Raw genomic sequence first — 12809 nt, 5'->3', positions numbered from 1 at the left:
CATGGCCCAGCCCTGGCAGCCGTTGCTCGAATGGTGGTTTGGTTCAGCCAGCACACCGGACGAAATAGCCGCTGACAAGGGCAAGCTGTGGTTTGGCAAGCGCCATGATCGCCAGGCGCGCGAGCGCTTTGGCGATCAGGTCGAGCAGGCCTTGGCCGGCGGATTGACCGACTGGGCGCAACACCCGGAAGGTTGGCTGGCCCTGGTGCTGCTGCTCGATCAATTTCCGCGAATGATCTTTCGCGACACCCCCAAGGCCTTTTCCGGTGACCTGCGTGCCCAAGCGTTGGTCGCCCAAGGCTTGGCGGCGGGTTTCGACCGGCAACTCAAACCCATCCAGCGGGTTTTCATCTACCTAGTGCTCGAGCACTGCGAAAACCTGGCGGTGCAGAACGAGGCCGTGTCGCGGTTCATCGACCTGGTCCGGGAACAGCCCGAGGCGGATCGTGCGGTGTTTGAAGACAACCTGGATTATGCCGAGCGGCATCAGAAAATCATTGCCCGGTTTGGACGCTTTCCCCATCGCAATGCGATGCTGAGGCGCGAGTCCACGGCTGAGGAGATGGAGTTCCTGGGTAAACCTGGGTCCCGTTTTTAGCGAAGTTTCAAGCGCTGCTTCGAAGCAGGCGTTTCATCAGCAGTGCGGGCAAGCTCCTGCGGCTGTCACAGATGATATGGATGTAGATCGTTTGGCCTCGCACTTCATAGATTATCCTGTTCATTCCTGAAAGGGCCTGCCGATACTGACCGAGATTGAGCCTTTCTATCTCTTCAGGAATGGATCCTGAATAGGGCAGGGTTGCCAGATGACGGATAGCTGCTTTCAGGCCGGTATAGGTGCTTTGCCATGTTTGAGGGGAGAAGCGCCCGATCAAATAGGTGCGAAGCTCTGTGAGATCGGTTTCAGCCGATTGAAGAATGACAATCTTCAAACTCACTTGAGGTCAGCCCGGTCTAGCTCAGCGAAAACGTCCTCAGCATCCCGAAAATTACCCTCTTCGATTTCCCGGTTGCCGATAGCCAGCAGCTTTAGTAACGCCATGGTCTCTTCTTGCTCTTCAAAGCTTTTGACATCCATGACGACCAGCTTGGCTTCACCGTTTTGGGTAATGACTAAAGGCTCCCGGCTCTCGGTGATGGTCTTTACGATTTCAGCGGCGTGGCTTTTCAAATAGCTGATGGGTTTGATCTGGGATGACAGCTTCATAACGTAAGCCCCCGAAAAGTTGAGTGGACTGAGTTTAGTCTTAATTCAGTCTTTTCGTCTGGGCAAGCTGACCAAATGTTTTCCCTGCTGAGCGTACACGTCGTCATCACGAGCAGGCTCGCTCCCACAGTGGATCTTTATCGTACAAAGAATCTTGTGGGTGGGAGCGAGCTTGCTCGCGATGGGGCCAGTCCAGGTATTAGATCCTGAAACTACCCACCAACTGCTTCAACCGCGCCGCTTGCTGTTCGAGGTCGGCACAGGCGCGCAAGGTGGCTTGCAGGTTTTCCACGCCTTCCTGGTTCAGGGTGTTGATCTCGGTGATGTCGACGTTGATCGACTCCACCACAGCGGTCTGTTCTTCGGTGGCGGTGGCGACGGACTGGTTCATGCCATCGATTTCACCGATGCGCTGGGTCACGCTGCCCAGGCGTTCGCCGGCCTGGTTGGCGATGCCGACGCTGCTTTCGCTCTGGCGCTGGCTGTCGGTCATGGTCACCACCGCTTCCCGTGCGCCGACTTGCAACTCTTCGATCATCTTCTTCACTTGCTGCGCCGAATCCTGAGTGCGGTGCGCCAGGTTGCGCACTTCATCGGCCACCACCGCGAAGCCGCGTCCGGCTTCACCGGCGCGGGCGGCCTCGATTGCAGCGTTCAGGGCCAGCAGGTTGGTTTGCTGGGAAATGCTGGTGATCACTTCCAGGATCTGGCCGATGTTCACTGTGTTGCTGTTCAGGGTTTCGATATTGCCGCACGAGTCGCTGATCTTGGCCGACAGCTGCTGCATGGCTGTGATGGTTTTATCCACCACCTGTTGACCTTCTTCGGCCAGGCTGCGGGCATCGCTGGAATGTTGCGAGGCGAGGGCTGCGTTCTGGGCGATTTCCTGGGCGGCGGCGCCCAACTCATTGATCGCCGCGGCCACGCTGCTGGTGCGCGACGCTTGCTGATCGGAATTGAACATCGAGGAATTGGAGGCGCTGACCACGCGCAAGGCGACTTCATTGACCTGGCCGGTGGCCGAGGCGACTTCGCGGATCGATGTATGGATACGCTCGACGAAGCGGTTGAACGAGGTGCCCAGTGCGCCGAATTCGTCCTGGCCGTGGATGGTCAGGCGCCGTGTCAGGTCGCCTTCGCCTTCGGCAATGTCATGCATGGCGCGACCCATGGTCAGCAGCGGTTGCATCAATACACGGATCAGCATGCCCAGCAGGGCGATGATGAATACCACGGCGATGGTCATAGCGATCAGCGCCGAGGTGCGGAATTCGCTGAGCATGGCCAGGGCAGTGTCTTTGTCGAGCACCAGAGCCACGTACCAGTCGGCGCCCGGTACGCCATTTACATGGGTGAAGGAGATGAATTGGGCTTTGCCGTCGAGTTCGACTTCCTTCATGCCCGGGCTGACTTGCGGCGCTCCGTTGGGGTAGGCCTCGGCCAGTGTCTTGAGCACGCGCTTGCTGTCAGGATGGATCAGGATCTTCCCTTCGGCACTGACGATGAAGGCGTAGCCGTGGCCGCCGAAATTCAGGGAGTTGATGATGGCGCTGATGCTCGACAAGTCGATGTCTGCACCGGCCACGCCAATCATCTGGTTTTGGTGCTGCACCGGAGTCGCCACGGTGACCACCAGCTTGCCCGACGAGGCGGCAATGTAAGGTTCGGTAACGATAGCCTGTTGTGCATTGTTGGCAGCTTTGTACCAGCCACGGGCACGAGGGTCGTAATCGGCTGCACGGTTACCGGCAGGGACCGAGAACATCACACCGTCCGTACCGCCAAAGTAGCTGAGCTGGAAGTTGCCGGTATACGCCGGCAGACCCACGGCGCTCTTGAGGCTGTCGGCACTGCTGCCGTCTGCCGCGATTTGCTGGGCCAGCGATTGCACCAACTGAATGCGACCATCAACCCAGGTTTGGATATTGCGGCTGGTCAGGCTGCCGAGTTCCTGCATGGACGTCTCGGTACTGATGTTCAGGCTTTGCCGTTGGCGATAGTCGTTGAACAGGATGAAACAGGCGAACGCGACGGCCACCACAAGGGCGGCAGCCAACAGAATTTTGTGGCTGAATTTCATGTTTCTGGTCATTAAGAACGCTACCGCGGAGGGACGGGTCAGGAAAGGGGTGTCAATTTGCCATAGCATTGGTTTTTACGCTGTTACTTTTTATCGGCGCACAAGCCCGGCTCATCAGGTTCCCGGCCCCCGTTCCCGACGAAAGGCACGACCGTGTCACAAACTCTGTGATTCATCCGTGAAACACCTCTGCACCGCCGATAAATACTGGATTCGTCAGGGAACCAGATAGGGGTTTTCTCTTCTAAGGATCAGGTTGGCACCCTGCCACCTCCCTTCCGCTCCAGGAGTTACACCATGTCGCTGCGATCTATCGCCCTGCTCTTTATGTGCGTCGTGTTGACCGCATGCAGCAAGGTCAACCAGGAAAATTATTCGAAGCTGTCGGCCGGGATGCCCAAGGCCGAAGTCGAGACGTTGCTGGGGAAACCGACTGACTGTTCGGGCGCGCTCGGCATGTCCAGCTGCACCTGGGGCGACCAGAAAAGCTTTATCAGCGTCCAGTACGCCGGTGACAAAGTGTTGATGTTTTCCGGCCAAGGCCTGAAGTAAACCGGGGCCAAGTGCCCACGGGAGAATAAAATAATGATGCGGTTAGTTTTTGTGCTTCTGGCTGGCCTGATATTGGCCGGCTGTGCCACTTCTGGCGAAGATCCGTTGGCGCCCAAGACTGTAAACAGTGTCAATCTCAAGCGGTACCAAGGGACTTGGTATGAGTTGGCCCGCCTGCCGATGTACTTCCAGCGCAACTGCGCGCAATCCGAAGCCCACTACACCCTCAAGCCTGACGGCAATGTGGATGTGTTCAACCGCTGCCTGACGTCGGACTGGCAATGGGAAGAAGCCAGGGGCACCGCCACACCACAAGTGCCGGGCAAAACCGACAAGCTCTGGGTCGAGTTCGACAATTGGTTCTCTCGGATCGTGCCGGGCGTGGCGAAGGGGCAATATTGGGTGTTGTACGTCAGCGATGACTACAAGACCGCCATCGTCGGCGATCCGAGCCGTCGCTACCTGTGGCTGCTGTCCCGCACGCCAACGGTCAAGGTCGATGTGCGTGAAGAACTGCTGAGCAAGGCGCGCCAGCAGGGATATGACACCTCACGGTTGATCTGGCGCGCCTCCGATCGGCAGATGGCCAAGACGTCGGAATAAACTACCGTCTTGAATCAAACGTGCCTGGGCGGTCTTGAACCGGCCTGATGATTTGCACGTATCGATAGGGCGCTCTGCGGGCGCCCCGATTCTGAATTTCAAGATCTGCTCGACTGTGCCGATAAATTGCGCAGAGTCTTCAATAACCCTTCCTGGATATATCGCAGGCCACCTGCGCGCTTCGGTTGCGCGCGTCATGTTCGTCGCTGTTGCGTGGATGAGCGTTTTTTTGCGCTCCGCCAAAGCATCGGTCCGGTCAGGCAGAGTCGGGACGTTGGCAATGTATTGAACTCTACGCGTTTTACCCCTGTCGGGCTGAGGCACGGTGGCTGGTATCCCTATTTCCACGGAGTTGTACGATGCCCGTTCCTTACAAGGGTTCCGCTCGCCTGGGCAAGCGTCTGCTGTGTTACGCCGTGGCGCTGGTTGGGGCCAGTGCTGCGCCGTTCGTGTTCGCGCTGAGTATTCCCGATGCAGGACAGTTACTGAACGAGCATCGGCAAACACTGCCGTCCGAGCCTCGCTCTACCGAACCAACGCCGGCGTTGGAACTCCCCTCCGACAGGAGCCGTCCCGCAGCTTCCGGGCTTCGCGTGCAGCTCAAAGAGATTTACTTCAGTGGTGATACTGAGCTGGCGCAAGCGGAGAGTCTTCAAGCGCTGGTCAGGCCGGTCTTGGGGAAGACATTCGATCATGCAGGTCTGCAGCAGTTGGCCGACGATCTCACCCGCTACCTTCGCGGGCGCGGCTATGTGCTGGCCCGCGCCTATCTGCCCCGTCAGGATCTGACTGAGGGTAAGTTGCAGATCGCCTTGGTCAAGGGGCGGCTGCAGTCGGGCACCTCACGCATCGAACTGAACGGCAATACCCGCAGCAGCAACGATCGCTTGCGGCAAATCGCCGATGCTGCGCTCCCGGAAGGCAAGGTGCTGCAAGTCGAAGATCTGGAGCGGGCCTTGCTGCTGATCAATGATCAGCCCGGCGTTAACGCCCAGTCTGCGCTTGAGCGCGGCACCGAGCCCGGCACCAGCCGTCTGTTGATCAACACCAAGCAGGGCGCCCTGTTCGACGGCGGGGTTTCGATGGATAACTACGGCAATCGCAGTACCGGTACTGCTCGTGCCAACGCACAAGTAAACGTCAACGACCCACTGGGTATCGGTGACCAACTGGGCATCGGCTTGAGCAAAAGTACCGGCAGCGACATCGTTGGCGGCTCTTACAATGTGCCGCTGACGGCCTCTGGTCTGCGCCTCAATGCCTCGGCCTCTTATCTGCGGTATGAGGTGGACCAGGAGCAATTCCGTCCGCTGGATCTGCGTGGCACTGCCCGTAGCGGTTCGCTGGGGCTCAGCTATCCGTTGATTCGCTCACGCCTGCAGAATCTCAATCTGTCCGCGACCTATGAATATAAGGCGCTCGAGGACCGTGGCCTGGGTACCAACCTGCGTGATCGTGAGCTGAATAATTTTATCGTTGCCCTGAGCGGTAACCGCTTCGACAGTTTCGCAGGTGGCGGTGTGACGGATGCCATGGTGGCGTTGACCCTTGGCGAACTGGATCTGTCCGGTAACCGCGATGATCAGTTTGTCGACAGCGTAAGTGCCCAAAGCGACGGGAGCTTCCGTAAGTTCAACCTGCGCGTTTCCCGCTTGCAGAGCCTAGGGGTCGCTAGTCCATGGACGTTGTTCGGCGGTGTTTCGGCGCAATGGGCCGGTGACAACCTCGACTCCTCGGAAAAATTCCTGCTGGGTGGCCCTGCTGGTGTTCGCGCCTATCCGGTCGGCGAAGCCTCCGCCGATCAGGGCTGGCTGGCCACCCTCGAGCTGCGCCGCAACATCGATCTGGGTCTGCCAAGCGTCACGATGCAGGGCCTTGGTTTTTTCGACACTGGCCGTGTCTGGCTGAACGAGAACCCTTGGCCGGGCTCGATCAACAACGCTGGCGAGACCAATCGCTATGACCTGCACGCCGTCGGCCTGGGCGCCAATGTATGGGCGAACGATTTCAGTGTCCGTACCGCTGTGGCGCGCACGCTAGGCAACAACCCGGGACGGGGAGAGTCCGGGCTGGACGCGGACGGCCGCGACAGTCGATGGCGCGCCTGGGTCCAGGTCTCATACGCGTTCTGATCAGGCCTGGTACGGCCTCCATGAGTTTAGGAGCTCCCATGAAGCGCGCTTCGTTGAACCATCTTTATCGCCTTGTCTGGAGCGATGCCGATCAGGTATTTGTTGCCGTCGCGGAGCATTCCACCTCAAGGGGCAAACGCGCTGGAGTAGTCGGTGTGCTCGCCGTCGTTGGCCTGCTCGGTAGCGGGGTGGTTCAAGCGGCCGAGCTACCCACTGGCGGGTCCATAGTCGGTGGCAGTGGAGCGATCTCGCAGAACGGCAGCCATATGGTCATCGACCAACACACCGGCAAACTCATCACCCAGTGGAACAGTTTCGATATTGCTGCCGATGCCAGCGTCACGTTCCGTCAGCCAAGTGCGCAGAGTGTCGCGCTCAACCGCGTCATAGGCGGCGGTAACGCCAGTCAGATCCTGGGTAAGCTCGACGCCAATGGCCAGGTGTGGCTGCTCAACCCTAATGGGGTGGTGATTGGCAAAGGCGCCCAAGTCAATGTTGGCGGTCTGGTGGCGTCCTCCCTGAAGACCAGTGATCAGGATTTTCTTGCCGGCAAAACCGCTTTGAGTGGTGGTGCCGGTGCAGGGACGGTGCTCAACCAAGGCACGGTCAATGCGGCGCCGGGTGGTGTGGTCGCATTGATTGGCCCACAGGTTGGCAACAGCGGAACAATCCGTACCCCAGGCGGGAGCACCGTGCTGGCCGCAGGCGATAAAGTCAGCCTCGATTTCCAGGGCGACGGCCTGGTGAGCGTCAACATCGACCGGGGTGTGCTCGATGCCTTGGTCCGGAACGAAGGTCATATCAGCGCCGATGGCGGCATGGTTGCATTGAGCGCACGCTCCGCCGATGCCGCATTGAACAGCGTGGTCAACAACACCGGCCTCATCGAGGCCAAAGGTCTGGTGACGCGCGGTGGCCGCATCCTGCTTGACGGTGATAGCGAGGGCGGTCTGACCCAGGTTGCCGGTACGCTCGATGCGTCCTCCGAGCACGGCCGGGGCGGCGATGTCGTGGTGACGGGTGAGCGTATCGCCATTGCCGATGCAACCCTCAAGGCCAGCGGGACGAGCGGTGGCGGTACGATCAAGGTCGGTGGCGGCTGGCAAGGCCAGGATGCCGGCGTGGCCAACGCCAGGCAGGTGACGGTGGGGCGTAACGTCAAGGTGAACGCGGATGCGACCCTGGGCGGCGACGGCGGTACCGCCGTGTTCTGGGCTGACGGGGAAAACCGTTTTGCTGGCGATATCTCTGTCCGTGGTGGTGCCCAGGGCGGCAACGGCGGCAAGGCCGAAGTGTCCGGCAAGCAGACACTGCAGTATGCCGGCACGACCGATGCCCGTGCAGCCAAGGGGCGCACGGGTGATCTGTTGCTCGACCCGACCAACATCACCGTTTCCGGCGGGAATGGTGTCAGTGGCAACTGGTCCTCCGGCACCGGTAACGTGACGGTATTCGAACAGACGCTTGAAGCTCAGTTGGCTAACGTGCTGATGCAGGCAACCAGCAACATCAACTTTGCCGATCTGAATCTCAATGGTGGAGACGGCGTCATCTCCATGCAAAACAACGTCAGCTTCCGTGCCGAGGCGCTCGGTGGCAGCAACTCAACCATTACCTTCGCCAACCCGAACAACACGCTTGCGGTTTCCGGTACGGGCAGTATCTACATGCAAGCGGGCGGCACTGCCACCGGCTCTATTATCAATGTGTTCAAACTTTCTGCGTCGGGAGCGGGCGTAAACCCCGCGGTGGCCAGTCTGCCCACTCACAATGTCGCGTCGATCGGTAGCGGTACGCCTGGAGCGGGTAGCATCACCTTACTCGGCGCCGACGGGTTGACCATTGCCGGCGCGCTGACCACCGAAGGCGGTTACGTCAGGCTGTCCAGCGATTCCGATAGCGGCGGCGGTGGCGCATTGACCATCAATACGCCTATCACCACCCACGGCGGCAACCTCTACATGTCGTTCGGAACTGCCGCAAACGCTGACAGCATCGCCACACTTAACAGCAATGTCACGCTCGGCGCAGGTCGGCTGTATTTCGGCGACGCGATGGGCAGCAAAGCGCTAGGCGCCTCCACCGGAGAGAAACGTTTGGCAGGCTTGCTCAGCCTGAGCGGCGACGTCAATTTCAGTACGCCCATGACCATGCTTTCCGGGGCCTCGATCTATACAGACGGGGCGATCAACTTCACCAACCTGCTCAAGCTGGACACCGGCACCGGCCAGCTAACGCTGCGTGCCAAAAACATCGACTTCACCCAGGCGACGCTGCAAAACCTGAGTACTGCCAGCATCCGCCTGGAACCCTTCAACGCGACCACGGATATCCAGTTGAAAAGCATCAGCGGCAATGCCGGTGTCGGCATTCTGCTGGACGCGAACGGGCCGGCTACGGATATCAGCAAGCTGCAGGGGGCCAATAACCTCACTATCGGCCGTGCTGATGGCACCGGCACCACCTCGGTGGATGCCTCTGGCTTCGGCTTTAGTGCCGGCAGTAACCTGAGTCTGCTCAATGGCGACATCCAGATCGATGGACAATTGCGCAACACCCATGCGAACGGGCACATCCTTGCTCAAGCGGGCACCGGGGACGTGGTCATCGGCAACGGCGGCACCGTGAGCGCACAGGGCACTGGCGATGCCGTCGTATTGGTCGCCGCGCGCAATTTCGTCAACCAGGCCGGTGCCGGCGCATTGACTGCCAACAACGGTCGATGGCTGACCTATTCCACCAGCCCGCTGGATGATATCCGCGGAGCGCTGGCTGCCGCGTTCAAACAGTACGCAGCGCAATTTGGCGACGCGGTGCTGGGTACGGGCAATGGCCACCTCTACAGTTTTGCGCCCAAGGTCCATGTCGAACTGCAGGGTCAGGTGAGCAAGACCTATGATGCAAACGCCACCGCGGCGGTGACGAACCCCAACTTTGCTATGACCGGGGCAATCGATGGGGATACCATCGACGTCCTTTCGTTCGGCAGTGCCTCTTACGCGGATAAGAATGCGGGTGCGGGCAAGCGGGTGACGGTGGACAACGTCGAAGTGTCCGAAGCGACCAATGGTGCTGTCAGGATATTCGGCTATCAAGTCGATGCCTCCAGTGTCAGCGGAAATGTTGGCCAGATCGACCGTAAGGTTCTGACCGCCACTGCCAACGTGGCCGACAAGACCTACGATGGCAGCACCACGGCCAGCCTGAGCAACCTCGCGCTGATCGGCGTCGTGAGCGGTGACGCCGGTAACGTGAGTGCCAGTGGCACCACCGGCACCTTTGTCGACAAAAACGCCGGCCAGAACAAAGCGGTCAGTGGCTCGGGCGTTGCCTTGACCGGTGTCGAGGCGAGCAACTATGCGTTCGACACCAGCGCGCAGATCGGCTCGGCCGATATCGACCGCAAAGTCTTGACCGCCACGGCCAACGTGGCCGACAAAACCTACGACGGCGGCACCACGGCCAGCCTGAGCAACCTCGCGCTGATCGGCGTCGTGAGCGGTGACGCCGGCAACGTGAATGCCAGTGGCACAACCGGCACCTTTGTCGACAAAAACGCCGGCCAGAACAAAGCGGTCAGCGGCTCGGGCGTTGCCTTGACCGGTGTCGAGGCGAACAACTACGCGTTCGATACCAGCGCGCAGATCGGCACAGCCGATATCGACCGCAAAGTCTTGACCGCAACGGCCAACGTGGCGGACAAAACCTACGACGGCAGCACCACGGCCAGCCTGAGCAACCTCGCGCTGATCGGCGTCGTGAGCGGTGACGCCGGCAACGTGAATGCCAGTGGCACAACCGGCACCTTTGTCGACAAAAACGCCGGCCAGAACAAAGCGGTCAGCGGCTCGGGCGTTGCCTTGACCGGTGTCGAGGCGAACAACTACGCGTTCGACACCAGCGCGCAGATCGGCTCGGCCGATATCGACCGCAAAGTCTTGACTGCTACTGCCAACGTGGCCGACAAAACCTATGACGGCAGCACCACGGCCAGCCTGAGCAACCTCGCGCTGATCGGCATCGTCGGTGGCGATGCCGGCAAGGTGAATGCCAGTGGCACCACCGGCGCCTTTGTCGACAAAAACGCCGGCCAGAACAAAGCGGTCAGCGGCTCGGGCGTTGCCTTGACCGGTGTCGAGGCGAGCAACTATGCGTTCGACACCAGCGCACAGATCGGCACAGCCGATATCAACCGCAAAGTCTTGACCGCAACGGCCAACGTGGCCGACAAAACCTATGACGGCAGCACCACGGCCAGCCTGAGCAACTTCACGCTGATCGGCGTCGTGAGCGGTGATGCCGGCAACGTGAGTGCCAGTGGCACCACCGGCACCTTTGCCGATAAAAACGCCGGCCAGAACAAAGCGGTCAGCGGCTCGGGCGTTGCCTTGACCGGTGTCGAGGCGAGCAACTATGCGTTCGACACCAGCGCACAGATCGGCACAGCCGATATTGACCGCAAAGTCTTGACCGCCACGGCCAACGTGGCCGACAAAACCTATGACGGCGGCACCACGGCCAGCCTGAGCAATCTCGCGCTGATCGGCGTCGTGAGCGGTGATGCCGGCAAGGTAAATGCCAGTGGTACCACCGGCACCTTTGTCGACAAAAACGCCGGCCAGAACAAAGCGGTCAGTGGCTCGGGCGTTGCCTTGACCGGTGTCGAGGCGAGCAACTATGCGTTCGACACCAGCGCACAGATAGGCACAGCCGATATTGACCGCAAAGTCTTGACCGCAACGGCCAACGTGGCCGACAAAACCTATGACGGCGGCACCACGGCCAGCCTGAGCAACCTCTCGCTGATCGGCGTCGTGAGCGGTGATGCCGACAAGGTAAATGCCAGTGGTACCACCGGCACCTTTGTCGACAAAAACGCCGGTCAGAACAAAGCGGTCAGTGGCTCGGGCGTTGCCTTGACCGGTGTCGAGGCGAACAACTACGCGTTCGACACCGCTGCGCAGATCGGCTCGGCCGATATCAACCGCAAAGTCTTGACCGCCACGGCCAACGTGGCCGACAAAACCTACGACGGCGGCACCACGGCCAGCCTGAGCAACTTAGCGCTGATCGGCGTCGTGAGCGGTGATGCCGGCAACGTGAATGCCAGTGGCACCACCGGCACTTTTGTCGACAAAAACGCCGGCCAGAACAAAGCGGTCAGTGGCTCGGGCGTTGCCTTGACCGGTGTCGAGGCGAACAACTATGCATTCGACACCGCTGCCCGGATCGGCACAGCTGATATCGGCCGCAAGCTATTGAATGCGACGGTAGATATCGCCGATAAACTTTCCGACGGTGCAAATACCGCGACCATTCGGGCCGTCGCTCTTGATGGTGTGATTGCTGGCGATGGCGTCGGGGCCACAGGCAAGGCGCTCTTTGACACGCCGCAGGTCGGTCAGGGAAAGACGGTGAGTGTGATTAACCTGCTGTTGCACGGCGACGATGCGGCCAATTATCAATTGGCTGACCAACTGCAAGTGGCCACGGCCAGTATCGAGCCGTCTTTTCACACCCCGGTTGGGCTGATCAACGTTGCGCCGGGAGCGAATGGCACCCAAGTCGCTATCAATCGCCCCGGAGACTGGGTGGCTGTAGAGGTACAGTCCCCTGCGCAGTCGATCCCGTCTACAGCCTTGTTCAGCGATACTCCGGACCTGACGAATGTTGCTGCTAATTTTGTCGGTGTTAACGAGCTGGCTCTGCAGGATGCTGTACTCAACGGCAATGGCAGGATGAGCTTGGCCCTGGCCGATGGTGTCTCCGAGCCTGCGGTGCAAAAAAGCCTGGCGCTTTACCGCACCCGTGCCGGCGAACCGCTTAGTGGGGAAGGGCAGTATTCGGCGACCGACTTGGGCAATAGCCTTACGCTGGAACTGATCGACGGGGGGAGCCACCAAACGCCTGTGCTGCAAGGCTCCGGTGGCGGCTCGGTCGAAGGTTCAGTCGCAATGGCCAGTGGGCAACGTCTCAATTTGCAGGTGAACCTGCTGAGTGGCGGAGTGCTTATGGTGAAGGTTCCTCCTGCGGCAAGCGACATCGCCACTGACGAGTTGGCGGCCTATGGGCTGGTCGTGGCGAAGAAGCGGCTGGGCATCAGCGTTCGTAACATCGAAGCGGTCATCATTGAACACTCGCTGAGGCAAGCCCGGATTGCCGATAAATCCCCGGCGGTCGTCAGTCGTTGAGGTAGCGCCCCCGTTGTCGTTTGCGGGGGCGCTCTTCACTATCG

The 12809-nt window shown here is 59.9% G+C and carries 8 protein-coding genes; 5 read left to right on the top strand and 3 right to left on the bottom strand.

Annotation, left to right across the window (positions count from 1 at the left end; genetic code table 11):
* Window position 1: 1 nt before the first annotated feature.
* Window positions 2-598 (top strand): DUF924 family protein, encoded by a 597-nt coding sequence (locus tag AD663_RS26160; RefSeq protein WP_053214785.1) that lies wholly within the window; start codon window positions 2-4, stop codon window positions 596-598.
* Window positions 599-605: 7 nt separating this feature from the next.
* Here the strand turns inward: AD663_RS26160 and AD663_RS28740 are convergent, their stop codons facing one another.
* From AD663_RS28740 to AD663_RS26150, 3 genes are all read right to left on the bottom strand, one after another.
* Window positions 606-938: a type II toxin-antitoxin system RelE/ParE family toxin gene (locus tag AD663_RS28740; RefSeq protein WP_083455205.1), complete on the bottom strand. Its 333-nt coding sequence runs from the start codon at window positions 936-938 to the stop codon at window positions 606-608.
* Window positions 935-1207, bottom strand: coding sequence for a type II toxin-antitoxin system Phd/YefM family antitoxin (locus AD663_RS26155; RefSeq protein ID WP_003186717.1), 273 nt, complete (start codon window positions 1205-1207; stop codon window positions 935-937). The genes AD663_RS28740 and AD663_RS26155 overlap by 4 nt, the downstream gene beginning before the upstream one ends.
* Window positions 1208-1406: 199 nt before the next feature.
* Entirely contained in the window at window positions 1407-3299 is a 1893-nt protein-coding gene (locus AD663_RS26150) for a methyl-accepting chemotaxis protein (RefSeq protein ID WP_218187229.1), read from the bottom strand.
* A gap of 285 nt (window positions 3300-3584) precedes the next feature.
* On the opposite strand from AD663_RS26150, the gene AD663_RS26145 reads away from it, so the two are divergent.
* From AD663_RS26145 to AD663_RS26130, 4 genes are all read left to right on the top strand, one after another.
* A complete protein-coding gene (locus AD663_RS26145; RefSeq protein ID WP_003186715.1) occupies window positions 3585-3839 on the top strand; it encodes a hypothetical protein in 255 nt (84 codons plus the stop codon).
* A 33-nt stretch (window positions 3840-3872) separates the two neighbouring features.
* A complete protein-coding gene (locus tag AD663_RS26140; protein WP_003186714.1) occupies window positions 3873-4442 on the top strand; it encodes a lipocalin family protein in 570 nt (189 codons plus the stop codon).
* Window positions 4443-4801: 359 nt separating this feature from the next.
* Window positions 4802-6574: a ShlB/FhaC/HecB family hemolysin secretion/activation protein gene (locus AD663_RS26135; RefSeq protein ID WP_003186713.1), complete on the top strand. Its 1773-nt coding sequence runs from the start codon at window positions 4802-4804 to the stop codon at window positions 6572-6574.
* Window positions 6575-6612: 38 nt separating this feature from the next.
* On the top strand, window positions 6613-12765 hold the full coding sequence (locus AD663_RS26130; protein WP_053214783.1) for a YDG domain-containing protein: 6153 nt from the start codon (window positions 6613-6615) through the stop codon (window positions 12763-12765).
* Window positions 12766-12809: the final 44 nt, after the last annotated feature.

Source organism: Pseudomonas sp. Q12-87, from assembly GCF_001269755.1.
GTDB lineage: Bacteria > Pseudomonadota > Gammaproteobacteria > Pseudomonadales > Pseudomonadaceae > Aquipseudomonas > Aquipseudomonas fluorescens_S.
This window is presented reverse-complemented; position numbering and strand designations above follow the sequence as displayed.

Bases quoted from the DNA above. Each gene is read 5' to 3' on its own strand.
- AD663_RS26135 (WP_003186713.1), top strand. From the start codon at position 4,802: ATGCCCGTTCCTTACAAGGGTTCCGCTCGCCTGGGCAAGCGTCTGCTG.
- AD663_RS26145 (WP_003186715.1), top strand. From the start codon at position 3,585: ATGTCGCTGCGATCTATCGCCCTGCTCTTTATGTGCGTCGTGTTGACC.
- AD663_RS26140 (WP_003186714.1), top strand. From the start codon at position 3,873: ATGATGCGGTTAGTTTTTGTGCTTCTGGCTGGCCTGATATTGGCCGGC.
- AD663_RS26130 (WP_053214783.1), top strand. From the start codon at position 6,613: ATGAAGCGCGCTTCGTTGAACCATCTTTATCGCCTTGTCTGGAGCGAT.
- AD663_RS26155 (WP_003186717.1), bottom strand. From the start codon at position 1,207: ATGAAGCTGTCATCCCAGATCAAACCCATCAGCTATTTGAAAAGCCAC.
- AD663_RS26150 (WP_218187229.1), bottom strand. From the start codon at position 3,299: ATGACCAGAAACATGAAATTCAGCCACAAAATTCTGTTGGCTGCCGCC.
- AD663_RS26160 (WP_053214785.1), top strand. From the start codon at position 2: ATGGCCCAGCCCTGGCAGCCGTTGCTCGAATGGTGGTTTGGTTCAGCC.